This window comes from Pseudidiomarina mangrovi (assembly GCF_003999375.1).
GTDB classification, from domain to species: Bacteria; Pseudomonadota; Gammaproteobacteria; order Enterobacterales; family Alteromonadaceae; genus Pseudidiomarina; species Pseudidiomarina mangrovi.
Genome location: NZ_RJLC01000010.1, coordinates 377,689 through 402,215, shown reverse-complemented (window position 1 = coordinate 402,215; position 24,527 = coordinate 377,689). Strand labels below are relative to the sequence as shown.

28 protein-coding genes and 2 tRNA genes are annotated in these 24,527 nt (G+C 51.9%); 18 read left to right on the top strand and 12 right to left on the bottom strand.

What is annotated here, in order from left to right; all coding sequences use genetic code 11:
- Positions 1-35: 35 nt before the first annotated feature.
- The 5 genes from EFO84_RS05130 (at position 36) to EFO84_RS11750 (ending at position 3,627) form a co-directional block, all read left to right on the top strand.
- Complete coding sequence (locus EFO84_RS05130; RefSeq protein ID WP_127346980.1) at positions 36-1,004, top strand: CsgG/HfaB family protein; 969 nt, start codon at positions 36-38, stop codon at positions 1,002-1,004.
- Positions 1,001-1,315: a putative periplasmic lipoprotein gene (locus EFO84_RS05125; protein WP_127346979.1), complete on the top strand. Its 315-nt coding sequence runs from the start codon at positions 1,001-1,003 to the stop codon at positions 1,313-1,315. Before EFO84_RS05130 ends, EFO84_RS05125 begins: the two co-directional genes overlap by 4 nt.
- Entirely contained in the window at positions 1,315-1,704 is a 390-nt protein-coding gene (locus tag EFO84_RS05120; RefSeq protein WP_127346978.1) for a DUF4810 domain-containing protein, read from the top strand. The genes EFO84_RS05125 and EFO84_RS05120 overlap by 1 nt, the downstream gene beginning before the upstream one ends.
- Positions 1,694-2,395, top strand: coding sequence for a DUF799 domain-containing protein (locus EFO84_RS05115; protein WP_127346977.1), 702 nt, complete (start codon positions 1,694-1,696; stop codon positions 2,393-2,395). The genes EFO84_RS05120 and EFO84_RS05115 overlap by 11 nt, the downstream gene beginning before the upstream one ends.
- Positions 2,396-2,604: 209 nt before the next feature.
- On the top strand, positions 2,605-3,627 hold the full coding sequence (locus EFO84_RS11750) for a thrombospondin type 3 repeat-containing protein (protein WP_205701944.1): 1,023 nt from the start codon (positions 2,605-2,607) through the stop codon (positions 3,625-3,627).
- 74 nt (positions 3,628-3,701) lie between these two features.
- Here EFO84_RS11750 and EFO84_RS05105 read toward each other — a convergent pair whose 3' ends face one another.
- Both EFO84_RS05105 and EFO84_RS05100 read right to left on the bottom strand, forming a co-directional pair.
- Positions 3,702-5,501 (bottom strand): lipoprotein N-acyltransferase Lnb domain-containing protein, encoded by a 1,800-nt coding sequence (locus tag EFO84_RS05105; protein WP_127346976.1) that lies wholly within the window; start codon positions 5,499-5,501, stop codon positions 3,702-3,704.
- 67 nt (positions 5,502-5,568) lie between these two features.
- Positions 5,569-6,030: a DUF3015 family protein gene (locus EFO84_RS05100; protein WP_127346975.1), complete on the bottom strand. Its 462-nt coding sequence runs from the start codon at positions 6,028-6,030 to the stop codon at positions 5,569-5,571.
- Between the two features lie 162 nt (positions 6,031-6,192).
- Here EFO84_RS05100 and EFO84_RS05095 point away from each other — a divergent pair, with 162 nt between their 5' ends.
- On the top strand, positions 6,193-6,855 hold the full coding sequence (locus EFO84_RS05095; RefSeq protein ID WP_127346974.1) for a HEPN domain-containing protein: 663 nt from the start codon (positions 6,193-6,195) through the stop codon (positions 6,853-6,855).
- Between the two features lie 60 nt (positions 6,856-6,915).
- Here EFO84_RS05095 and EFO84_RS05090 read toward each other — a convergent pair whose 3' ends face one another.
- From EFO84_RS05090 to EFO84_RS05080, 3 genes are all read right to left on the bottom strand, one after another.
- Positions 6,916-7,251, bottom strand: a complete 336-nt coding sequence (locus tag EFO84_RS05090; protein WP_127346973.1) for a hypothetical protein — start codon at positions 7,249-7,251, stop codon at positions 6,916-6,918.
- 8 nt (positions 7,252-7,259) lie between these two features.
- Positions 7,260-7,619: a type II toxin-antitoxin system RelE/ParE family toxin gene (locus EFO84_RS05085; protein ID WP_205701943.1), complete on the bottom strand. Its 360-nt coding sequence runs from the start codon at positions 7,617-7,619 to the stop codon at positions 7,260-7,262.
- Positions 7,620-7,781: 162 nt separating this feature from the next.
- Positions 7,782-8,495, bottom strand: coding sequence for an HNH endonuclease family protein (locus tag EFO84_RS05080; protein ID WP_164742377.1), 714 nt, complete (start codon positions 8,493-8,495; stop codon positions 7,782-7,784).
- A gap of 663 nt (positions 8,496-9,158) precedes the next feature.
- Between EFO84_RS05080 and EFO84_RS05075 the strand changes: the two genes are divergently transcribed.
- Positions 9,159-9,234 (top strand) — tRNA-Asn (locus tag EFO84_RS05075).
- A 36-nt stretch (positions 9,235-9,270) separates the two neighbouring features.
- Positions 9,271-9,346, top strand: a tRNA-Asn gene (locus EFO84_RS05070).
- Positions 9,347-9,368: 22 nt separating this feature from the next.
- Here the strand turns inward: EFO84_RS05070 and EFO84_RS05065 are convergent.
- Entirely contained in the window at positions 9,369-10,436 is a 1,068-nt protein-coding gene (locus EFO84_RS05065; protein ID WP_127346971.1) for an MJ1255/VC2487 family glycosyltransferase, read from the bottom strand.
- A complete protein-coding gene (locus tag EFO84_RS05060) occupies positions 10,424-10,951 on the bottom strand; it encodes a phosphatase PAP2 family protein (RefSeq protein ID WP_127346970.1) in 528 nt (175 codons plus the stop codon). The genes EFO84_RS05065 and EFO84_RS05060 overlap by 13 nt, the downstream gene beginning before the upstream one ends.
- A gap of 268 nt (positions 10,952-11,219) precedes the next feature.
- Between EFO84_RS05060 and rsxA the strand changes: the two genes are divergently transcribed.
- The 7 genes from rsxA to nth are packed head-to-tail and all read left to right on the top strand — an operon-like array spanning position 11,220 to position 17,055.
- Positions 11,220-11,804 carry an electron transport complex subunit RsxA gene (gene rsxA, locus EFO84_RS05055; RefSeq protein WP_127346969.1) on the top strand — a complete coding sequence of 195 codons (585 nt, stop codon included), beginning with the start codon at positions 11,220-11,222 and terminating at the stop codon, positions 11,802-11,804.
- Positions 11,801-12,355 (top strand): electron transport complex subunit RsxB, encoded by a 555-nt coding sequence (rsxB, locus tag EFO84_RS05050; RefSeq protein ID WP_127346968.1) that lies wholly within the window; start codon positions 11,801-11,803, stop codon positions 12,353-12,355. The genes rsxA and rsxB overlap by 4 nt, the downstream gene beginning before the upstream one ends.
- Positions 12,352-13,956, top strand: coding sequence for an electron transport complex subunit RsxC (gene rsxC, locus EFO84_RS05045; protein ID WP_127346967.1), 1,605 nt, complete (start codon positions 12,352-12,354; stop codon positions 13,954-13,956). Before rsxB ends, rsxC begins: the two co-directional genes overlap by 4 nt.
- Positions 13,953-15,014, top strand: coding sequence for an electron transport complex subunit RsxD (rsxD, locus tag EFO84_RS05040; RefSeq protein ID WP_127346966.1), 1,062 nt, complete (start codon positions 13,953-13,955; stop codon positions 15,012-15,014). Before rsxC ends, rsxD begins: the two co-directional genes overlap by 4 nt.
- A gap of 23 nt (positions 15,015-15,037) precedes the next feature.
- Positions 15,038-15,688: an electron transport complex subunit RsxG gene (gene rsxG / locus EFO84_RS05035; RefSeq protein ID WP_431355319.1), complete on the top strand. Its 651-nt coding sequence runs from the start codon at positions 15,038-15,040 to the stop codon at positions 15,686-15,688.
- Complete coding sequence (locus EFO84_RS05030) at positions 15,685-16,374, top strand: electron transport complex subunit E (RefSeq protein ID WP_127346964.1); 690 nt, start codon at positions 15,685-15,687, stop codon at positions 16,372-16,374. Before rsxG ends, EFO84_RS05030 begins: the two co-directional genes overlap by 4 nt.
- 18 nt (positions 16,375-16,392) lie before the next feature.
- A complete protein-coding gene (gene nth, locus EFO84_RS05025; protein ID WP_127346963.1) occupies positions 16,393-17,055 on the top strand; it encodes an endonuclease III in 663 nt (220 codons plus the stop codon).
- 17 nt (positions 17,056-17,072) lie between these two features.
- On the opposite strand, the gene EFO84_RS05020 is transcribed toward nth, so the two are convergent.
- The 5 genes from EFO84_RS05020 to EFO84_RS05000 all read right to left on the bottom strand — a co-directional run bounded on the left by EFO84_RS05020 (position 17,073) and on the right by EFO84_RS05000 (position 22,697).
- Complete coding sequence (locus tag EFO84_RS05020) at positions 17,073-17,438, bottom strand: hypothetical protein (RefSeq protein ID WP_127346962.1); 366 nt, start codon at positions 17,436-17,438, stop codon at positions 17,073-17,075.
- A gap of 18 nt (positions 17,439-17,456) precedes the next feature.
- A complete protein-coding gene (locus tag EFO84_RS05015) occupies positions 17,457-20,567 on the bottom strand; it encodes an efflux RND transporter permease subunit (protein ID WP_127346961.1) in 3,111 nt (1,036 codons plus the stop codon).
- 8 nt (positions 20,568-20,575) lie between these two features.
- Positions 20,576-21,679 (bottom strand): efflux RND transporter periplasmic adaptor subunit, encoded by a 1,104-nt coding sequence (locus EFO84_RS05010; RefSeq protein WP_127346960.1) that lies wholly within the window; start codon positions 21,677-21,679, stop codon positions 20,576-20,578.
- Positions 21,676-22,257, bottom strand: a complete 582-nt coding sequence (locus tag EFO84_RS05005) for a hypothetical protein (protein ID WP_127346959.1) — start codon at positions 22,255-22,257, stop codon at positions 21,676-21,678. Before EFO84_RS05005 ends, EFO84_RS05010 begins: the two co-directional genes overlap by 4 nt.
- 65 nt (positions 22,258-22,322) lie before the next feature.
- Complete coding sequence (locus tag EFO84_RS05000) at positions 22,323-22,697, bottom strand: hypothetical protein (RefSeq protein WP_127346958.1); 375 nt, start codon at positions 22,695-22,697, stop codon at positions 22,323-22,325.
- 158 nt (positions 22,698-22,855) lie between these two features.
- Here EFO84_RS05000 and gloA point away from each other — a divergent pair, with 158 nt between their 5' ends.
- From gloA to EFO84_RS04985, 3 genes are read left to right on the top strand one after another with little or no spacing between them, the layout of a single operon-like run.
- Complete coding sequence (gene gloA, locus EFO84_RS04995) at positions 22,856-23,239, top strand: lactoylglutathione lyase (RefSeq protein ID WP_127346957.1); 384 nt, start codon at positions 22,856-22,858, stop codon at positions 23,237-23,239.
- On the top strand, positions 23,236-23,925 hold the full coding sequence (gene rnt, locus EFO84_RS04990) for a ribonuclease T (protein ID WP_127346956.1): 690 nt from the start codon (positions 23,236-23,238) through the stop codon (positions 23,923-23,925). Before gloA ends, rnt begins: the two co-directional genes overlap by 4 nt.
- Complete coding sequence (locus EFO84_RS04985; protein ID WP_127346955.1) at positions 23,888-24,523, top strand: DUF2238 domain-containing protein; 636 nt, start codon at positions 23,888-23,890, stop codon at positions 24,521-24,523. The genes rnt and EFO84_RS04985 overlap by 38 nt, the downstream gene beginning before the upstream one ends.
- Positions 24,524-24,527: the final 4 nt, after the last annotated feature.

Here is a 24,527-nt window from a genome sequence, read left to right as displayed (position 1 = left end):
AGAATTCGAGAAGTACCAATTAGATAGGGAAATGTATGAGCATCAAGACAGTAGTGACCGCCTGTGCGGTATTAGCCCTTGCCGGCTGTGCCAGCCAAGCACCGCAACCTAAAGTCAGTAGCGGCGGTGTCAGCAGCCAAGAACAACTGCAGGCTCAGCAGCAATTGCCGGAGCAGCGTCAAGGTTTGGGTCTGAAGCGTAAAATTGCTGTTGGTAGACTGACCAATGAGACCAACTATGGTCGCAGCCTTCTGCGCGAAGCCACCACAGGTGTGCATGATCAGAAGATCTCAGACATGTTTACCCAAGCTATTGCTAACACCAATCAGTTCCTGATTTTTGAACGCCAAGACCTCGCCGCTATTCAAGCTGAGCAAAGCCTCGCGGGTGTCAGTCAGCAACTAGTTGGTGTCGATACCTTAGTGATTGGCTCACTCACTGAATTTGGTCGCAATACCACTGGTGAGCGTGGCTTCGTTTCGAGTAGTAACAAGCAAGAAGCCACCGCCACCGTTGACTTGCGCTTGGTGGATGTTGCCAGCGGTCAAGTGATTGCCTCGGTATCTGGCACCGGAACCTCATCGCTCGAGCAATCACGCACCCTCGGCTTCGGTTCAGTGGCCGGCTATGACGGCAGCTTAAACGACATTGCTATTGGTGCAGCCGTAAACGCCGCGGTTGAAAACATGCTGCAACTCCTGCTCGAAAAGCCGTGGAGTGCTGATATTCTGGCGCAAGAAAACCAGCAGATTTTTATCAGTGGCGGCGAAAGCCAGGGCGTGAAAGCTGGCATGGTATTTGACGTAATGAGCAAAGGCCGAGAAATTTATTCCGCTACAGTCGGTAGCAACATCACCCTACCTGGGCAAAAAGTTGCGGAGCTGGAGATCACCGGCACCTTTGGTACCGATGCCATGAATCAGGGCGCTATAGGTATTATTCGCAGCGGTAGTATTGCTGGCCTTGACCTGAAAACTTTGGAAGTACGGGAGCAAAGCCAATGAAAAATTTCTGCATTATTTTAGCATTGTTGCTGGGCTTAAGTGGTTGTGTGCAAAAGCCCACGGCATTGACCGGCATTGCTGATACCTCACCCACTATAAATTTTCAGGTCAGCGATACAGTGGGTGACCTCGAACTCATCATTGATGGTATTTCCTATGGGGCACTCAAGCAATATCTAGCACCTGAACAGGCGCTGAAATTAATCCCCGGAAAACATGTTATTCAAATTAATCATGCTCAAGGTACGGCTTTTACACAGGAAGTGTATCTCAGCGAATCAACTCACCGTACTATTGAGACCAACCTCTAATGAACAAGAAACTGTTGGGCGCCCTCGTCGGCGCCGCACTTTTATCTGGCTGTGCCACCAATAATCAGTTGTATCAATGGGGTGATTACGAAGAGACTCTATTTGTCTACTTTCATGAGCCTGAAGTTCGCGATGCAATGCTCGCTAACTACTACGTATTCGTCAATAACGCGGCCACCGGCACCAGCAAAAACAAAAAGCCTTTAGCGCCGGGATTATTCGCTGAGGCGGGCACATTTATGTTGGAACAAGGTGATAGCGATGCCGCCATACGGTTTTATCAGCTTGAAGCCAATACTTGGCCGGAAAGTCGTCATTTAATGAATACCTTGATTAAAAATTTGCAGGCACAAAAAGCCAACCAGCAAGGAGCCGCTGATGAAGATTAAACTGCTACTGCCATGGTTACTGCTGTTGTTATCGGCCTGTGCGGTGCAACCACCGGATAAAAGCTACTTAGAACCACTGCATCAAGCGCGCTTGAAATCCATATTAATTGTGCCGGTACAGAATAACGTGATTGATGTGTTGGCACCAACGTCGGTATTGGCCACACTGCCCTATCAATTGGCAGAAAAAGGCTACTACACCTTTCCAGTGAATACCGTGAAAATCTTGCTGGAGGCTGAAGGCTATTACGAAGCTGCAGAAGTTCACAATGCTCCACCAGAGCAGCTAGCAGCATTATTTGGTGCCGACAGTATCTTGTATGTGACCATTCACGAGTGGGATGCCAAATATGTGTTGCTCAGCACCACTACGCAAGTGGATTTTGAATATAAGCTGGTGAGTGCTGATGGTGCCTTATTATGGCAAGCGCGCAAGCAAATGTCTTACTCGCCACAGCAGCAAAATAGCTCAGGCAACCCACTCGCCGACTTGCTGGTGATGGCGATTGCCGCGGCGGTTGAACGTGCTGCTCCGAATTACTTGCCACTGACACGTGCTGCCAATGCACAAGCTTTCAGTGGCATGGAAACCGCGTTGCCACCTGGTCCCTATAGCCGCGACTATCAGCTTTATTATCAAAAGCTCTCACCAGCATCGGTCACAACAAGTCCGACCACTGAAGAGAATTAACTGCCTGTTCCCTATGGGGCCTGTGCTGCCCCAATTTCTTTACAATGTAATATGATTTATGTCATTTGTCGGAATTGACCGGTTAAATTATAAACAAGCAGGCAAATTTGGAATGCACATCGTAACTTATGGATGCCAACAATAACGAGTCGTGCTGCTCAGGTTTTGATGCTAGCACTATGCTCAACAATAAACCTAAGGCAGAACACATGTTTAAAGCACTCAAAACTTGTTCAGCGATGCTCATGATCGGCTTCGCTAGCGTGTCAATGGCGCAAGAAACCACCGTATATACCAGTGATTCGTCGGTTACCGCATGGGACCCTATTTTACCCTCTGTTGCCTACAGCAATTGGCCTGTTGATGCATGTAAAGTGAACCCTGACGTTACCCTCAGTGACAACTGGGTGAACCCTCATGCCGCCTTCTCATTTGGTACCAATGCCCACCCGTGGCAGCCAGGCGCTGCGTTGAGTGCATCATGGATCAATGCATGGAGTAACCTGAATTCAGTTGGTCCTAGCGGTCAAAACTGGTCTCGTTACACCAAGGAAGTCAGCGGTAACGGTGACTTCGTGCTGAATTTGTTGGCCGACAACTGTTCATGGATCTACCTCGATGGCACCTTAGTTGGCTATCAAGGCCCAGTCTCTGTGCCAGGTGAGTATCCAGTGAGTTTAGATGGTACCCATACCCTAGACTTCTTAATCTTTGACGGCGGCGGCTTAGCCGGTGGTATGTTCCAATTAGAAACCAACATCGACACCACCTTTGTCGACACTGATGGTGATGGTTTAACTGATGCTGAAGAAGTATTGACGCAAACCGACCGTTTAAATGCCGATACCGATGGTGATGGTTATTCAGATGGCGAAGAAGTTGCTGCTGGCACCGATCCGAACGACGGTAATGACTTCCCTGTTGTCAATGCCGACACTGACGGCGATGGTATCTTTGATAGCGCTGATGCCTGTGCCAATACTGCTGCTGGTGCAGCCGTTGACCAATTTGGTTGCTCTGGTGTACAGAACGTTGGTAATGCCTGTGCTTGTGAAGGCAGCGCGCCTAACATGCCATGGAAGAACCACGGCCAGTATGTCAATTGTGTGGTTAAAGCACGCAATAGCCAAGTGAACATGGGCTTATTGACTGACGCCGAAGGTGCAGCCTTGGTGAGCTCTGCCGCACAAAGCAGCTGTGGCAAACCGGCTGGCAAAGGTAAAAATAAATAACCATTGGTTGTTGCTGCAAAAGCCGAGCTTGATGCTCGGCTTTTTTGTTGGTTAAGCGGTTAACCGCTTAGCCGTTAAAAGTAGATCGACCAGCCTAGCTTCACACCAAGGTATTGCTGGTGCTCAACGGTCAGCCGAAGATCCGACGACTGAGATTGATAGAGCGCGGCCGCACACTGCGAATGCAATCGTTGTGTGGTAACTCGCTGCGATACCGCTAACGGCTTGGTAAACTCGCATAGCCAAGTATGCTCACCGATAGTTCCCTCCACCCCAACCCGCCCAGTCAGCGTCAGGTGGTGATCATCCCCCAGCGCTTCGGTAGCGTGCAGCCGCGCCCCCGCTAAGGCATAAACGACCACACCTGAATCGAATTGATGCGCTTTACCGTAAGCACCCTCAACATAAACCGCCAAAGGTGCTTGCAACGTGCGGAAACGGCGCCGCTCAGCACCAACAGCTAGTAGCCACGATTCGCCGCCATCGCCAGGCAAGCCAGTATTACTGACGTTCAATGAGGTCAAGTTAAACAGTGATAAACGCTCCAGCAGCAAGCTGCCATCGCGCTGTGAGATAGTGAGCTCACCCATCATTAATTCCGAATGCTTGGGCTTACCGACTTTCGGTTGCAAGCGGTCATAGTAAGTGGGACGCATCGTCAGTTCCCACTGGTCGGCCTGCTCCGCTAGGTTCATATACGAAAACCGAACCAAATTGGGCGGCTGCCCCAAATGGGGTTGTTCCGCTGACGCCAGCACTTGGTGATTGTTACCAGGTTCATAACGCAACAATGCCCGTAATACAAGCTGACGCTGTTGGCTGTGGGCGGCTTCATCGGGGTTTTGCAGTAACAAAAAGTCAAAATATGAAGCGAGTGTAATCAGTACCCGCTTTTGATCCTGAGCCGTTAATTGAGTAAATAATGCCCCTTCAGGTTGGCTATAAACCCACTCATCAACGGCATTTTTTAAAACCTCAGGCAGAGCATTATAGTGTGATTGAAAACGCTTTTGTTCGCTTTCATTTAAGGTAATTGAGTGGACTAAATGTAACTCTGGAGCGGCCACATGAGCGACTACTTCGGATGGAAACACCGTCCAATCACTGTCGCTCACCAAATAGGTTCCCGCAACTAATTCCAGCGCTCTAGCGACATAATAAGCGCAATTCTTACTCATGAAATAGTATTGGTAATCGGTGCTGGCAAGCTCAAATAGATGTGCCGATAACAGCTGTGCGTCAGTGGCACTAACATTGAGTTGGTAATCCCACAAATTACGCAGTTCAATGCGGCCATAAGATAGATTATGGCGATAAAAATGCTGTGATGAATAGCGCGCGCGATAACCACCAAATAAGCCTTTGGCGATATAAGTCACAGGGTCGACATTCTGCGGAACTTCGGCGCCGTAATTGAGGCTGTTATCAAGCAATCGATAGGGTGATTGAGAGTTCGAAAGGTTGAGAAATAAATGTCCGTGAAACGACGCTGGGTTCTTCAAATAGCCATCTGCGAACACTAGAGAAACCTGGTCAATGGTCGCGCTTTTTTGCCAATTGACGAGTGCTTCACATTGTCCACTATCAAACTCAGCAATCAGACCTGCACGCATTAAAAATAACGCACGGGCCGGATATTGGCAGACCAATTCGGGTTCACCTTTAAAGGCAATGCGTGCCGCTTCTAATTCCGCACTTGGGTCGTGATGTCCGGTTGGCGAGAAGAAAAACTCCATCTGCTCAATTTCAGAATAACCACGTTCATTGTACTGAAGTAATTTTTTCCATTGCCACGATTGCGCAAGATCAGTTGCGAGAGCTGGCTGAGCACCAACGAGAAGCAACCCAATAACTACCCAATTCGCTACGCGCAAAACGACTGTCCTCTAAATAAAAACCCGGGCATAAGCGCCCGGGTCAAAAATTACTATCTCGAACAAATTAAGACGCTAACAAATCTTGTACCGTCAGGAATACGTGCTCAGCTTTCTCACTGCGCGTTAATTGCTCATCGATGATCATGGCAGCGCGAAGTTTTGGTAATAACTGGGCTTTTTGCTCAGCAGACACACCAAACATGTTAAACATTGTGTCAACATGCTGACCTTCACCGATAGCCAGCTCAGCTTCTAGCTTGGCATAGTTCTCATCAATGAAGCGTGCGGTCACAACTAATTCAGAATTACAGGTTTCTTTTGAGACAGTGGCCGACGTTAACGCGGTTGTTCCCAAATCCCAAATGATGTTAGAGATAGCAGACGCAGTCCCATTATCTGGGAATACCGCAGCACCGATACCACAATGGCGCCATGCGTTGAATTTCTCTGCAGCAGCCGGTTGGGCTACCATCATACCAGCAGCGATAACCAGTGCTGGAACTGCTAATAGAATACCTTTTTTCATAATGTCTTCCCTTGATTTATAGTGTAACAGCGCAGGCCGCTGTTAAAGATATGATAAGCACTTGTTTAAATAAATCAATGCGAACAATGGTGCAGATTTGGTTTTTTTGTAACATGGGTTACATTTGCTTAAGTGCCTGCCCCTTAACGACAAGGACGAACCATGAGCAAGAGCCATCAGCAATTGAAAGCCTATCAACGCGAACATCGCGAGCGCTGGGGAACTGGGGTAAACATTCGGGTGCATCGAGCACTGAGCTGGTTGCATCGCGCCGAACAAGAACTTAGCCGGGACGACAGCGACGCTGCCTTTATCTTTCTTTGGCTGAGCTTCAACGCAGCCTATGCTAACGAATACGAAGGTGTTACCCGCGCGAAAGCTCGCGAAACCTATGTGGCCTTCTTTGAGCGTATCGTCGGCTATGATCAGCAACGCGCCATCTACAACATCTTGTGGCAAAAATACTCGGGCGCCGTGCGTTCGTTGTTAGAAAATAAGTTCGTCTTCCAGCGCTTCTGGGACCACGCTACTAACGTACCCGGTGCCGAGGATTGGGAATCGAGATTCAACGCTGCCAAACGCGCCTCTCAGCAAGCTCTCGCTGCGCAAGATACCGTTACAGTGCTGAGTATCGTCATGGATCGCCTTTATACACTTCGCAATCAGCTTATTCACGGTGGCGCAACCTGGAATGGCAGCTGGAATCGCCAACAATTGCGCGATTCTGTTGGTTTACTGAGTGATTTGATGCCGGTAATCATCGAGCTAATGATGCACCATGGCACTGATGTATGGGGTGATGCGAGCTACTATTTGGGGGAATGATGGGCTTAAGTGCCTGCCCCTTAGCATCTTGGTCTGCCCACTAGCATCTGGTCTTGCGGCTTAACAGTTGGCGCTTGTAGAGTTCGCGAGAAATTTTTCAGCTGAATGAAACCCTTCGCGGGCTTGGCAAACTTTGAATAACCGAAATAGGTTTTTCGCCGTAGCGTTGCCTTGTGGGCTGACCATGCGACGTAATCCGGCTTCTTGCATATCGAGATCCTTGGCCACGTCGCCAAACGCCTGAGTGCCGTTAAGATAATCGCGCAACAATGAGTTACCTACTGCAATGTCACCTTCAAGGTAGGATTCAAGCGCTTCTAGCAGCAGTGCCGCGCGGTATTCGGGACTCTTGCAAAGCTCCATCACGGTTTGTTTAAATTCACGCGTTAACGCCATATTTTGCCTCATGATTTGCCGTTACTTCTTCGCAATTTGTAATCAGCTAAATACCCTTTAGCTTTTTCAATCGCATCGGACTGATCGGTCTTCTGACTGCCAGCAAACAGGATGACTAGCTCATCGCCCTCGGTAATGTAATAAATACGATATCCAGGGCCATAATCGATTCGACGTTCCTTCAGACCTTTGCCATTTGTGATCGATTTATGGTCACCGAAGTTACCAGCTTCCATTTGCGTAACGGCCTTTGTAACCTTCGCTTGGGCTCTGGTGTCTCGAAGTCCAAAAAGCCAGTCCCGAAAGGGCGCGTTACCGTCTGCAGTTTGATATTCTTCAGCCTTACGTTCGATAACGGGTATTGCCACTACAATACGCTCCTCACTGATTATAATAACATATATGTTATTATTCAATCCCTGATTTGATAGAGATAAAAGCGTAGCAATGAAGCAAATTTCAACCAAACCTATAGTTTGTTGGGATAATGACGAACTAAATCCTTAACTGCCTGCTCCTTAGCAGGTCGGTTAGCAGGTAGCGGATTGCAGTTCACGGATAGCGGCAATGTGGCGCGCATCGAGGTCATAAATGATCAGCACTTGTAAGTAGCGCAGAATGTAGGCGCACTGGTAGGCCTGATTGGGCGGTAGCCAAGCCAGCGGGTTCTTGTCGCCCTTTTGTCGATTGACGGTTTTCGATACCACCATCAGGTTGCGGGTATCGTTGGAGAAGCTGCGACGTTCAGCATCAGTCCACTTATCGGCACCGACAATCCACGCCACTTTTAATGGCACAATGTGATCCACATCGACGTCTTCGGCAGCATAAAAGATCTGCCCGGTGTACGGGTCGTTCCAGCGCCCACGCAACACCTTGCAACCGTCGGCGCTGGTGGTCACCGGCCCAGTTGATAAACTGCTAAGTAATTCATGGCGGGTATTGCGACAATTCCTGTCATCGTCGGCCCAACTGCCGAAAGCACTACGTTCATAGCTATCAGGCTGCTGCTGTTGCGGCTGGTAGCCCTTGGGTAAGCGGCCACCAGAGCTGAGGCACTGTTGCAGCGAGTCATAAGCCTGAAAATTCTTGGTGCGCTCATACCACGGGCTATCGGGGGCATGACAAATGCCGCTGGTGCTCTTTTTGACCACCCCACTCTGGGCATCAGCGGGCCAAGCAAGCAGCAGTAGCACAATGATGAGCCCGATATAGCTCAGCGCTGGCGTCGTTTGTACCCTCATAACTGGCTCTATAACCACTCTTCTGTGCATGTTGGGTTATATCTTACACAGTCGTAGGCGTTTATCGAGCTTTTGACATGGGTTTGTAGTCAAGTGCTGTTGGTACCGGCCAATTTTCAACCTGTAATTTCATCGCGATTTTTAAAGTGAACGAACAACTTTTTGTTGGCGAGTTGTCAATGCCTTATGGTTGAGCTTGTGTCTACCCTAACCCCACCTCAAATCCTAACAATTTCGAACACTTACGCGCTCAATCAATAAACGATATGCACAAAGCGCAAACAATGGCTGTACAAAACCGCGTCACTGCAATGCCGTTCATCGCAAAAGTATCATGAGATTTATAACTAATTGATTTAAAAGAATATTAATATTGGCAGCGAATTTTTAAGCAACAGCTAAAATGCGCCGCAGGGCGCGACACAGCGTACAATTCACAATGTTTTGCACAAGGTTATCCACAGATTTTGGGGATAAGATCATCTAGCCGTTGAACCACGCGAGATCCGTCGATCTGTGGATAACCACGGACCTACAGCAAACATAACTTTTGATATAAAAGCTGTCTAATTTGTCAGCCTTGCTGAATAAACGCGCAAACGGCATTTTTACTATTGACAGCCATCGCAACCACCTTTAACATTCGCACCCGTTGTTTGATGTTCCCTGATAGCTCAGTTGGTAGAGCGGTGGACTGTTAATCCATGTGTCGCAGGTTCGAGCCCTGCTCGGGGAGCCAACATCAACAACCCACACCAAATCAACAAATTGCAATTCCCCGATAGCTCAGTCGGTAGAGCGGTGGACTGTTAATCCATGTGTCGTAGGTTCGAGCCCTACTCGGGGAGCCATCCTTAGCTCCAAAAAACCAAATCAACCGCGTTTCAATAAATCCATGTAGTCATTCAGCTCAGCATCGTTCCATAAGCTGCGGCTTAGCTCGTTGATCGGCTGGCGAGCGCCATCGGCGAGCCATTCAGCTACGCGCCGCGCCACATTCGGCCAGCTCACTTGCCGCGCAGCGCGAGAACTAAACGCCGATAGCCACTGCGCCACCGCATCACGGTCAAGTTCGCTCATCACCGTGGCCAGCCCATGCTCACTCAAACAGCGCGCATTCGCCTGTTGTTCAAACTGCCCTGCTAACGGTCGCACCAACAACTGTTTGCCTTGGCTGAGTGCTTCACAGGCGGTTTCAAAGCCGGCGTTGCTAATCACCCCACTGGCACTCGAGAACTGCTGGGCAAAACCTAGCCGCGACAACGGGAAATATTGAATGTTGCCGACTCGCTGCAATTGCGCGTCGGGGTGAAAGACGCTGAATTGCTGGTCATCAAAGCCTTGCAATAACTTATGCACGGCGCTTAACGGCTCAAACGGCAGATACACCAGAATTTTGCCAGCTTCACGCGCCATTGGTTCGCCGCGATGATGCACGATAGGTGGCAGGATATGCGGTGCATCGGGTAACCAATGCATGCCGACCACGTCAGTGACCGGTGCAAACCAGCGCAACAGCGCGCGTTGGGTGGGATGAATATGTAAGGTAGCGGCGCGGTCGTAAAAGGCGTACTGGCGGCCCATACCAATCACCCGCCGCTGCTGTTTGCGGCCAGCCCAGGCGGTGACTGGCTCGTAATCGCTGACCACTAGGTCGTAACTACTGAGATCCAGCGTGTTGACGTCGTTCCAAAAGGTTTGCCACTGGTTGCGCCGCAAGGTTTCGCGAATTGCTAAGCGGCTGTCTTTCACTACAAAACTGAGACCCTGCCGCCATTGCCAATCGCCAAAGGCTTGTACGTCGAAGTAGCCCTCACGGTCGCGCCCCGACAGCAGATAATCCACCTGCACTTGCGGGTAACGCGCCAATTCTTCGGCTAATGCGCTACAACGGCTCAAATGGCCATTACCGGTTCCCTGTACGCCAATTAAGATACGCATAATAAACTCCCATAACCCAGCGCGCTGCCAATCAGCGCCCCAGCCACAATGTCACCAGGATAATGCACACCCAGCGCTACCCGCGAGCAGCCCACTAGGCTGGCCCAGCCAAACCATAAGGCGGCGTATTCGGGGTAGTAGGCATAACTAATGCTGGCAAAAAGAAAGGCGGCGGTGGTGTGCCCCGACGGCAGGCTAAACTGATCGTGCGCTTGGATCACCGCAATAAAGTCGGGCATTTGCTGATAGGGCCGCGGCCGCTTCCACCAGCGCTTCAGTGCCCGAAACAGCGGCACCTCCACCGCAAACCCCAGCACCAGCGCCTGCACATACCCCCAATCTAAGGGGCAGGCACTTAAGGTCAGCGCAAGTGCCAAGATGGCGTAACAGTAGCCATCACCGCTGCGTGAAATCCAGCGTACGGTCTTGCTATAGCTGAAGGTACCGAGTCGCTCGCTTAGCCAACAAACGAAGCGTTGGTCGTAACTACTGAGTTGCGCGAGCCATCGGGTCATCGGTAATCCTCAATATGAGCTTCGAATAGGCGTCATGCGCACACTGTAGGCGGTCACTATTTAACCAACGTGACACTTATATGAACCTTTTGTGACAGCGTAAATAGCTAAGGGGTAGGCACTTAACGACACGAGCTTAAGTGCCTGCCCCTTAGCACTAAGTGCCTGCCCCTTAACAAGGGCCTAATCCGCACACTTTGTCGGTTGTTTCATGGCGATAAAAAACCGATAATAAGCGCATTCTCACAAGGTAAACGCGAGCGCAGGCATGGGCGACTATCTGCTACTTCTGGTAGCGACGGTTTTGGTAAACAATTTCGTGTTGGTGAAGTTTCTCGGCTTGTGCCCATTCATGGGCGTGTCCAACAAGCTGGAAACCGCTATTGGCATGTCGGCGGCCACCACCTTTGTACTCACGTTGGCCAGTGTTTGCAGCTACTTGGTCAACGCCTATATTCTGGCGCCACTAAACCTGCTGGCCCTGCAAACGCTGAGCTTTATTTTGGTGATTGCGGTAGTGGTGCAGTTCACCGAAATGGTGGTGCACAAAACCTCGCCTACCCTCTACCGATTACTGGGTATTTTCTTACCGCTGATCACCACCAACTGTGCAGTGCTAGGGGTGGCCTTATTGAACATTAATGAGCAGCATAATTTTGTCGAATCCATCGTTTATGGCTTCGGTGCTGCGGTGGGCTTCTCATTAGTACTGATTCTGTTCTCGGCACTGCGTGAGCGTCTGGCTGCTGCCGACGTGCCGCTGCCCTTCAAAGGCGCTGCCGTGGCGATGATCACCGCCGGCCTGATGTCGCTGGCATTTATGGGCTTTGCTGGCTTGGTGGCGAGTACATGAGTTTAGTCACCGCACTGATTGTGCTCGGTATTCTGGCACTGATTTTTGGCCTGATTTTGGGCTTCGCCGCTATTCGTTTCAAAGTGGAAGCCGACCCCATTGTGGAGCAAATCGACGCTATTTTGCCGCAAACCCAATGTGGCCAGTGTGGTTATCCGGGCTGTCGGCCCTACGCGCAGGCCATCGCCAACGGTGACGCCATTAATAAGTGTCCGCCGGGCGGCCAAGCCACTATTGAAAAGCTCGCCGACCTTATGGGCGTTGAAGCCATTCCGCTGGACGACGCCCACGGCAAAGAAGATGTGAAAAAAGTCGCAGTGATCCGCGAAGATGAGTGCATAGGCTGCACTAAATGTATTCAAGCCTGCCCGGTCGACGCTATTTTAGGCGCGGCCAAACAAATGCATACGGTGATTGCCCACGAGTGCACCGGCTGCGACCTCTGCGTCGAGCCCTGTCCGGTAGACTGCATTGACATGGTACCGCTGCCGGTACGACCGGACAATTGGCGCTGGGATCTCAAGCAGATCCCTATTGAGGTGCGCGAATGAGTATTCCTATTACCTTTATTGAGCAAGGTCAGATTTGGAGCTTTCCCGGCGGTATTCATCCGCCTGAGCGCAAGCAGCTGTCTAACACCACGCCTATCTCCACGTTGCCGCTGGCTAGTGAATTCTATGTGCCGTTGCGGCAGCATTCTGGCGAACCCGGCGAGCTGCTGGTCAGCGTCGGCGACCCCGTGCTTAAGGGGCAGGCACTTAGTGCGCCCGGTCTGAACAACGCCCTGCCCGTGCATGCACCAACCTCTGGTACCATCATAGCCATTGAACCGCGCACCATTGCCCATCCTTCGGGCCTGCCGGACACCGTGGTGGTAATTGCCACGGATGGTCGGGACCAAGCCGTGCAACCGCAACCACTGCCGTTAGGCAGTGACCGCGTAAAACTCATAGACGCTTTGCGCCAAGCTGGCATTGCCGGTCTAGGTGGCGCTGGTTTCCCCACCGCGCAAAAATTAGCCCTGCAACGCCCGCTGGAATACCTGATCATCAACGGCGTGGAATGCGAGCCTTATATTAGCGCCGACGATCGGCTAATGCGCGAGTATGCCAGCGAGATCCTGCGCGGCACCGAAATTCTGTTGCACATCAGTGGCGCACCAAAAGCACTGATTGCGCTTGAAGACAATAAACCCGACGCTATTGATGCCTTCAAGCGGGTGTTACCGAAATACCCAGCCATGAGCCTGCGCGTAGTACCGACCAAATACCCCAGCGGCGGCGAAAAACAGTTAATTCAGCTGCTCACTGGCCGCCAAGTGCCGTCACGCGGGCTGCCGATTGATATTGGTCTGTTGATGCACAACGTCGGTACCGCGTATGCGGTGCAACAAGCTATCGATGAAGGCCTGCCGCTAACCCAACGGGTGGTCACGGTGACCGGTGAGAACGTCAGTAAGCCGGGCAACTATTGGGTACCACTCGGTACGCCCGTAGCGCATGTCCTGGAACACGCGGGTTTTACCCCTGAAAAAGCGCAAAAAGTCATCATGGGTGGCCCGATGATGGGTTTCACTCTTGGTAGTTTGCAGGTGCCGGTGGTGAAAATCACCAACTGCTTGCTGGTGCCCAGCAGCCAAGAATTAGCCCCGCCACGCGACGAAATGCCCTGCATTCGCTGCGGTGCCTGTGCTGACGTCTGCCCAGCGCAACTGCTACCACAGCAACTGCAATGGCTGGCTAAGGCCAATGACTACGATGGCCTCAATCAGCAAAACCTGTTCGACTGCATTGAATGTGGCGCCTGCGCCTACGTATGCCCAAGCGAGATCCCGCTGGTGCACTATTACCGTAAGGCTAAAGCAGAAATTCGCGATATTGCTCGTGAAAAAGCTAAATCCGAAGTGGCGCGTGAGCGTTTTGAGGCGCGTCAACAGCGTTTAGAGCGTGAAAAAGAAGAGCGTTTAGAGCGTCATCGGCAAGCCGCCGAAGCTCGCCAACAGGCGCAGCAACAAGCCGTTGCCGAAGGTGCGCCGAACCCCAACGATGCGGTGCAAGCCGCTATTGCTCGCGCCAAAGCGCGTAAAGCCGCACAAGCTGCCGCTGCGCAAGCAACTGAACAGGCAGCCGAACCTAAGGACGACAACGCATGAGCTTTAAAATTGCCGCCTCGCCGCACGCCCATCAACGCCGCACCACCCAACAGGTGATGCGCTGGGTGTATGTGGCGCTGATCCCCGGCTTGCTGGTGCAGAGCTACTTCTTTGGTTTCGGCGTATGGCTGCAAATAACCCTAGCACTATTCACTGCCTGGTTGGCTGAGGCCGCATGCATGGCGCTGCGCGGGCGCTCGGTCAGTCACGCTTGGCAAGACCATACCGCTATTGTCACCGCGGTATTGCTGGCTATCAGTATCCCCTCACTAGCACCGTGGTGGATCATCGTCATCGGCACCGCCTTTTCGATCATTGTGGTCAAACACGTATACGGCGGCGTCGGCCAGAACCTATTTAACCCAGCCATGGCCGGCTATGTATTACTGCTTATTAGCTTCCCAGTACAAATGACCTCATGGCCAGTACCACAACAATTAGCGCTATACAGCATTACCCTACAAGATACCGCGCAGCTGATTTTCACCGGCTTTACCGGCGCTGGTTATAGCCTCGAGCAACTGCGCATGGGCATTGATGGCGTCACCATGGCCACCCCGCTCGACAGCCTGCGCACTGACTTATCACAAGCTCTCACCGTCAGCGAAGCCACCAGCAAAGCAATCTTCGCCAGTGCCCTCGGCGGCGTGGGTTGGGCATGGCTCAATATGGCCTTTTTACTGGGCGGATTAGTACTGGTTAAAGTACGTGTCATCAGCTGGCATATCCCTGGCGGCATGTTGCTTGGCTTATTGCTGCCAGCGCTGTTGATGAGCTGGTTCTACCCCGATCAAAGTGTCGGTCCACTGCTGCATGCCCTTAGTGGTGCCACCATGCTCGGCGCTTTCTTTATCGCCACCGACCCAGTGACCGCCGCCACTTCCAACCGTGGGCGCTTATATTTTGGCCTGCTGATTGGCTTGCTGGTGTTCATTATTCGTACCTGGGGCGGCTATCCCGACGCGGTGGCCTTCGCCGTGCTGCTAGCCAACATGGTGGTGCCGGTGATCGATAAATATACCCAGCCGATTGCCTACGGCCACGGAGGCAAGCTATGAGAAACCACCCAATTTTCCAAAGTATGAGTCGCAATGGCCTGATTTTAGCGGCCTTCGCCATTGCTGCCACGGTGCTGGTGGTCGGTACCGCCAAACTCACAGCACCACGCATTGCCGCCCAACAACAGCAAGAGCTACTGAGCGTGCTCAACCAATTACTGCCGGCCGCTATGCACGACAACGACTTAGTCGCCAGCTGCACCCTCGTCAGTCACCCAGAGCTCGGTGGCGCCCAGCAGAGAGTCTACCGCGCCACCCTTAAGGGGCAGGCACTTAACGATGAACCGACAAACATCCCTCAAGCGCTAGCGCTCGAAGTTACCGCCCCAAACGGCTACAGCGGTGCCATCAAGTTATTAGTCGCCTTCAATGTAAATGGCACGGTGGCCGGCGTACGGGTACTGGAGCATAAAGAAACCCCCGGCCTCGGCGACAAAATTGAATTACGTAAAGATGACTGGATCTTAAGCTTCAACGGCCTCCGCGTGAACGGCTCAGACGATAAGCGTTGGGCGGTCAAACGCGATGGCGGCCAATTCGACGCCTTCACCGGCGCCACCATCACCCCACGCGCGGTGGTGCACGCGGTCAAACAAGCTAATCTGCTCTATCAGCAGCATGGCAGCAGTTGGTTCAAAGCCCCAGCCAACTGTAGCCTAGGAGCATCATCGTGAACGAATATAAAGAACTCACGCGCCAAGGCTTATGGAAAAATAACCCGGCACTGGTGCAACTACTCGGCCTATGCCCACTGCTGGCGGTTACTGCAACCGTTACCAACGCCTTGGGCCTTGGCTTCGCCACCCTGCTAGTGCTGATGGGTTCCAACCTCACCGTCAGCTTAGTGCGCCAATGGGTGCCGAAAGAAATCCGTATCCCGGTGTTCGTGATGGTCATCGCCACCTTTGTCACGCTGGTGCAACTGAGCATGAACGCCTATGTATATGGCCTCTACCAAGCGCTTGGCATCTTCATTCCGTTGATTGTCACCAACTGCGTGATCATTGGCCGCGCCGAAGCCTATGCCTCGAAAAACCCGTGGCAAAAAGCCCTGTTCGACGGTTTTATTATGGGCGTGGGCTTTACTCTGGTGCTGGTACTTTTGGGTGGTATTCGGGAAATCATCGGCAACGGCACACTGTTTGACGGTGCGGAATTATTACTCGGTGATTGGGCTACTGCGCTGCGCGTTGAAGTGGTACAGTTTGATTTTCCGTTGCTGCTGGCGATTTTGCCGCCGGGAGCTTTTATCGCTATGGGCTTTATCATTGCCCTGAAAAATGCCATTGACCAGTATCGTGCCGAGCGTGTCGCTAAACCGGTGAAAGCAGTCACCCGCGCCCGCGTCACGTCGCAATAACGGCTAGCACGAAACGCTATGAACAAACAAAAACGCATTGAGATGTTAACCCGCTTGCGGGCTAACAATCCAAACCCTACCACCGAGCTGGAGTTCAATTCTAGCTTTGAATTGTTGATTGCGGTGTTACTGTCGGCGCAAGCCACCGACGTCGGCGTCAACAAAGCTACGCGTAAACTCTATGCTGTTGCCAATACCCCGCAAGCCATGCTCGATCTCGGCTTAGAAGGTGTGCGCCATTACATCAAAACCATTGGCCTGTTTAACGCCAAAGCAGAAAACATCATCAAAACCTGCACCATCTTGGTGCAGCAATACGGTGGTGAGGTACCTGAAAACCGTGAAGCTCTGGAAGCCCTGCCCGGCGTAGGCCGCAAAACCGCCAACGTGGTGCTCAATACCGCCTTCGGCTGGCTCAAGGATAATGAAGGTAAGTATTTTATTGCCGTGGACACGCACATTCAGCGTGTCGCCAACCGCACCGGCTACGCTAAAGGTAAAACCGTTGAGGAAACCGAGCGCAACATCATTAAACTCACTCCGAATAAATCCGAGTTTATGTTCAACCTGCACCACTGGTTGATTCTGCACGGCCGCTACACCTGCATTGCCCGCAAACCGCGTTGTGGCAGCTGTTTGATTGAAGATTTGTGCGAGTTTAAAGACAAAACAGACTTATAAACTCGCACAAAACAGTATTACAAACTGAAGCGCACTGTTACTGGGTGATGACCGTCTTCTTCTAACTGAACAATCACTACTGCTTTGTCGGTGACTGCAATAGTCGCCACTAAAGCATCGGCACCATCGCTGGTCATGGTTGATTCGTGTTTTTTGCCGCCACTCAATACAGTGATCCGCGCTTTCAGGTCGGCACTTGGTAGCGGCTTACCGTGGTCCCGCACATACAACGTCAGTAGCTCAGCGCTATGCACCAACTCAAACTCCATATCATGGGACACTTGCACTTGCCCACCATGTAACGCCTTAGCGTCACTATGGGCAATACTCGGCGCTGATACCATTAACAACGCCGCCAATAATACGCTCATTAAACCTTTCATTATTTTCAGTCTCCGTAGTTACACTAATGCGTCAGACGCGGTTTGTTGCCAGTTGCGACTCGGCTCTCGACCGAATAACGCAAATAGCAGCGGGGTTAATAACAAATCTAATAACGTTGAGCTGATCAATCCCGAGAAAATCACCACCGCAACAGGGTGTAAAATCTCCTTACCAGGCTGATCAGCAGCTAACAACAGTGGAATCAACGCAAATGCGGTGACCATAGAGGTCATCATCACCGGGGCTAGGCGTTCTTGTGCGCCGCGAACCAACAGTTCTACACCAAAGGTTTCACCCTCAAAGCGCTGCAAGTTTAAGTAATGGCTGACCTTCAGGATACCGTTACGCGCCGCTATTCCAGTCACCGTAATGAAGCCAATGACGGTAGCCACCGATAGCGGTAAGCCTGTCAGCCACATGGCGAATACGGCGCCGAGTAGCGCCATCGGTAAGCTCGCCATAATAATGCTGGCCAATACCCACGAGTTATAACGCACGTACAGCACCAGAAAAATCAGCGCAAATGATAACAACCCGAGCAAGACCAATAATTGCATGGCTCGTTCTTGCGCTAAAAACTGCCCTTCAATGGCAATAAAAGCGCCATCGGGCAAACTAAGTGCCGCGGTTTGCTCACGCACACTAGCCAATATCTGCTCAACATCGGCGTCGCTGGTGGTATTGGCATACACTGCAATACGCCGACGACCATTCTCACGCAGAATCTGATTGGGGCCATCGGTTTCGGCAATGTCAGCAATCAACCCCACCGGGATCATGCCACTGGGGCTGCTAATCAATTGCTGCGCCAGTTGCTGTGGTCCGCGTTGTTGATCCGGTAGCCGCAGCAACAAATCATAGCGTTTCACGCCATCAATGAGCTCGCTAACTGCCTGCCCCTCTGTCAATAACTGCAGTTGCTGTAACGCGGCGCCGGGGGTCAGCCCATAGCGGGCCAGTTGATCATGGCGCAGGTTGACGCTGATCTGTGGAATCAATACTTGTTGCTCCACGCTGATATCGACGAGTCCAGGAATCACAGTGAGTTGCTCGCGCAGACCATTAGCGATTTGCTGCATGCTATCGAAATCATCGGCAAACACCTTCACCACCAGTTGCGCGCGGACACCCGACAATAAATGGTCCAGTCGATGCGAAATCGGTTGACCGATAGCAACTTGACCAGGGATCACCGACAACGCTTGGCGAATATCGGCCAACACCTCGTCGCGCGAGCGCTCCGACGGAATTAAATCCACATCGAGCTCTGATGCATGTACCCCCTCCGCATGTTCATCCTGTTCGGCGCGACCTGTACGGCGCCCTACTTGGCGAACTTCTGGCACACTCAGCAACAATTCTTCCGCCAGCGCTGCTAGGCGATTGGATTCAGCCAGCGAGGTAGATGGCGAAAAAATTACCCCCAACACCAGCGACCCTTCATTAAATGCTGGCAAAAATGCCCGTGGCAGCCAGCTAATAGACCCCACCGCAAGCACCGTCACCGCAACAAAACTCAGCAGCAGTGTCCGTGCCCGCGGCAACGCGAAAGCTAACCACGCCGCCTGCCAACGCTTAAGCCGTAGCACTAAGCCACTATCTTGTTGCCGGAGGGTTTTAACATGGGGGAGCAGCCAGTAGCACAGCACTGGGGTGATGGTCATCGACACCAACAACGACGCCAAAATGGCGACTATATAGGCCACCCCAAGTGGCGAGAATAGCCGCCCTTCAATGCCGGGCAAAGCGAACAACGGAATAAATACCAACACCACAATAGCTGTCGCATAAACGATACCACTGCGCACTTCAACACTGGCCTGCCACACCACCTGAAACACGCTAAGTGGCTCGTTGCGCTGATAATTTTGTTTCAGCCGGCGCAGAATATTCTCCACATCAACCACCGAATCATCGACCAGTTCGCCAATAGCTATGGCTAAGCCGCCTAAAGTCATGACATTGATGGTCTGCCCCAGCCACTGAAATACTAATACCGCAATGGCCAGCGACAAGGGTATGGCCACCAACGAGATCACCGTGGTGCGCACCGACAACAGAAACACAAACAGAATGATCACCACTAAAATGGCACCATCTCGCAAGGCTTCGCTGACGTTATCAATAGACGCCTCAATGAAGTCGGCCTGGCGAAATAGCACCGTGGGTTCTGCAAGTCCAGCCGGTAAACCTTGGCTGAGCTCGGCCAGCGCCTGCTCGACCTGCTCAGTCAGCGCCACAGTATCAGCGCCAGGCTGCTTCTGTACGTTGATAATGACCGCCGCTTCACCATTAAAGCCACCATCGCCACGCTTCACTGCGGCACCATAGCGTACCTCGGCAATCTCACCTAAGCGCAACGGTTGCTGCTGTTGCCAGCTCACCGCCAATTGCTCTAAGTCACTCACGACCAAACTACGACCTAAATGACGAACGAGATATTCGCGATCACCCTGATCAACAAAGCCACCGCCAATATTACTGGCATAATCGCTGAGGGCTTGCCGCAGTTGTTCAATACTGACACCGTAAGCGCGCATTTTGCGCGTATCGGGAATCACTTGCAGTTGTCGTACTTCACCGCCAATTGGGATCACCTGAGAAATACCGGCAATCGCTAATAAGCGCGGGCGTAGCACAAAGTCGGCGTATTCGCGGGCAATCATCGGGTTGACCCCGCCCTGCTCGCTAAGCGGCAAGGCAATCAGCATGATTTCACCCATAATCGACGATACCGGGCCCATCATAGGAGTAACGCCAGGCGGCAATTGACTGCTGGCTAAATCAAGACGTTCGGCTACCAACTGCCGATTACGATAGATATCGGTATCCCAGTCAAACTCGACATATAACACCGATAAGCCAATGCCACTGACCGAGCGCACCCGGGTTACCCCAGTGACACCGTTGATGAGGTTTTCCAATGGAAAACTGACCAATTGCTCCACTTCTTCCGGCGCCATGCCGCCCGCTTCGGTCAAAATCGTGATCACCGGCTTGTTCAAATCAGGAAACACGTCGACTGCAAGTTGTTGCGATTGCCACCAGCCATAGACCATGGTTAACAGCGCCAGCACCAGCACCACCATGCGTTGCTGTAAGCTAATGCGAACTAATTGACTAAACATAAGCCCTCCTAGCGGACCTGATTGATCCGTGAAGCTGCTTGCACCACTACCCGTTGACCGTCGCTGAGCCCAGCAACAATAACCACCTGCCCCGCACCAATGGCGTGATAACGCACTTCTTGCGGCATAAAGCGTTCAGCACTGACCTTGAGCCATACCACCGGCAGATTGGCATTATTACGCACGACCGCATCAGCCGGCAGCACCACGCCTTGTTGCTGCTGATCCAGCAGCGCCACAATTTCCAGGGGTTGATCAATCAATAATGGCTCACTACCATCCGCTTGGTACTCAAAGATCAGCTGTTGTAAGCCTTGCTGGATAGCAGGTGCCACACCGCGTAACACCAGTTCACCGGGACGGTCGGTAAAACGCGCCGCAGTAATAGCTGCCGCAGATAGCTGCTGATCAGCGCTGACCTCAAGCAGGCGCTGATCAGCCGACACCACTTCAAACAAGGTGGTTCCCGCCTCTACCCATTGGCCATTACGTACACCGTGATTGATGACATAACCACTGATAGGTGCCCGCAGCGGCTCAGGTAACTCCAGCCCGGTTTGTAGCGCTTGCTCTTGTGCCAATAAGCTCTGTAACTGAGTTTTTAGACGTTCAACACTTTGCTGATCAGCCAGCTCATCAAGGGCTTGTAGACGCTTCAAATCACGCTCGGTCTGGGCTAACTGATAACGAATTGCAGCTAATTCACTGCTCTGGCTTGCTTGTTCATAAGCATTGTCCTGAAATTGCAAATAGGCCAATGCTTGACCCTGTTCAACCCAATCACCAGTCAGTGGTAACTGCATCGCCACCGTACTAATACGCCCATCGCTACTGGGCTGGACTAACGCATGTCCGCGTGGATGGGCGCGTACCATAGCTGCTAACTGCACCGTGGTAGCTACTGACTGGCTCATGGTTAGCTCCGTACGCACCCCCAATACCGCCTGTTGGCGCATTGACAACGCTACGCTACCATCACTTTGCCGACCCCAACTACCGTCAACGCTGCTGTTGGTATCAAGATGCTCGCCATTCGGACCATGGGCGCCAGGAGCTGCCCACAGATTACTGGTGGCAATAACAATCAGGGTGACTAAAAATGTTCGTTTCATGCCATCACCTCCGCGCGCGCTTTGCTGGTACGACCGAGCCAAACGCCGCCAACCAATGCGACCAGTAAAGCGCCCAACCAGCCCCAAGGTACATGGCCATGATCATCGTACCCGTGCTGGTCAGCAGCCTGCTGCTCAGCAATGATCAAACTAGCCGGCACTAAATCAGCGATCTGCGCACTCAATACTGTCAGCAACAGATTATGCTCACCGGGTTGTTGCAAACGTGCCACCAGCGCCGCATCAGCGATCACATAATGGCCATGCTCGGTGTCATACGCAGCGCTTAGGTTAAAGCCGTCATAATCTAGGGTCATATCGGCATCATTAATGGGGGTATTACTAGCAAATTCATGCAAGTACACACGCAGGCCATCGGCCTGTAATTCACCGACTAGCTCAACCTGCTCGGTAGCGGCTTCAAAACGTGGATGTTGGGTACCAGCGGTGTCGCGCGATATCTCAATATGCTCACCATTAGGGCCATGTGCACCAGGTGCGGCAAAAAGTATTGGCGTGACCAAGGCCACGGCAACTGCGGCAATCATGCCGACAGCAATGGATGTAAGAGTTTTCATGACAGTTCCGTAATTAGCAAAGCAACAGGCAATGCGGCGTTCGCGCAGTGCCAATTAAGTGTGTGCTAAAGGTATTGTCTGGGTGGTGGTTTTTGATCGGATAAAATAGGTGCAAGCCACGATTGGCTCAGTGCCGTGCGTTGAAAGATAGCGGGCGCCGCCATGACTAACGGAAGCGTTAACGTTGCCAGTACCGGTAAGCCGCGATCATGGTGCGGGTTGCTGTGCTCAAATGCAGCATCGCTATAACTGATTTTAAAGTACTCGGGATGCTCGGTATGGTGCTCATGGGGCTGGCCAATATGATGCAAAAGGTGATGGCTATTAGCTTGTTCTATGCTCTGCTGACTAGCATGCTGACTGTGTGCAGAATCATGCGAAGAGCCGTGCACAGGGCTTACAAAACCGGCCAAAACCAGCTGTACAACCACAATGATCATGAGCCCGTATTGTCGCATGCGCTACCCTCTGATGTGCTGCGAAACAGGCTACCACTATTCACAATCAGCAACAAGTTCAATCCCCGCTGCTCGTTAAATATGATATAAATACGCCATAATTATCCGCAAGCCTTAACAGCATAACTAAGGAGTACGCTATGCGCATGTTACACACCATGTTACGAGTCGGTGATTTGGACCGTTCTATCGCTTTCTATACCAATGTCATGGGTATGCAACTGCTGCGCCAAAGCGAGAACGAAGCCTATAAATACACCCTTGCGTTTGTCGGTTACGGCGATGAAGCTAACCACACGGTGTTGGAATTGACCTATAATTGGGGCGTTGATAAATACGAGATGGGTGGCGCCTATGGTCACATCGCCATTGGTGTAGAAGATATCTACGCCACTTGCGACCGCATCAAAGCCGCTGGTGGCGAAGTGTATCGCGAGCCAGGCCCAGTCAAAGGTGGCAACACCGTGATTGCCTTCGTGCGCGACCCGGATGGTTACGCCATTGAGTTGATTGAACGCAAATGATGAAACAACGCTTTCGCGGCTACCTACCAGTGGTGGTCGACGTCGAAACTGCAGGCTTCAATGCCCGCACCGACGCTCTGCTGGAAATCGCTGCAGTCACCCTGCGCTTTGATGAGCAGGGTTTACTGCAGCTGGACCAGACCATTCACTTTCATGTCGAGCCGTTTGCGGGCGCCAACCTTGAACAAGCGGCACTAGATTTCAATGGCATCGACCCCTACCAGCCGCTACGTGGTGCCGTGCCAGAAAGCGAGGCACTCAAAGAAATCTTCAAACTGATCCGCAAATCGCAGAAAGACGTGGATTGCCAGCGCTGTGTGTTAGTGGGGCACAATGCCACCTTTGACCACAATTTTATGATGGCAGCCGCCGAACGTTCAGCCATTAAACGCAACCCATTCCACCCTTTTGTGACCTTTGATACCGCTGCACTATCGGCGCTAACGTTAGGCCAAACGGTGCTAGCAAAAGCTTGCCAAGCCGCCGGCATTGCCTTTGATGGACAGCAGGCTCATTCTGCGCTATACGATACCGAGCGCACCGCCGAACTGTTTTGCTTTATGGTGAATCGCTACCAACAACTCGGTGGCTGGCCGCTTAGTGGTCACAACAGCACCGATAACAACAATAACAATAAGGATGCCAGCGATGACAACGACCTCTCAGAATCCGAGCTCGACCAATAACCTGCGCCGCTACCCATATGCCTTAGCATTAGCCATCGTAGCGCTGATGGTGTGGTCGGTTATCAACCCCGCCATGATGGATGTTTGGATTGCCGAGATGATTCCGGTCATTGTGGTGTTCCTTATCATCGTCGTGACCTACCAGCGCTTCCAGTTCAGCAACGTGGCCTACACCCTGATGGCCGGCTGGCTGATCATGCATACCATTGGCGCTCATTACACCTTTGCTGAAGTACCCTTTGATTGGTTCGGCGAACTTACCGGCTTAGAGGGTCGCAATCATTACGACCGTATCGCCCATTTTGTGATTGGTTTTTATGCCTATCCGGCGGTGGAATTCTTACTTCGTAAGCAATTGGCAACCTTCAAAACCGCGCTATTTTTCGGCTTATTTATGATTATGAGTGTCGCCGCAGGCTATGAGATTATTGAATGGTGGTTCGCCCAGTATTATGGTGGCGACGCCGGTATTGAGTTCTTAGGCTCGCAGGGCGATCAGTGGGATGCGCAAAAAGATATGTTAATGGATACCTTAGGCGCCATCACCAGCCTGATTCTCTATTACTTCATCAGGCCGGATCTGAAACACGCAAAATAAGCGA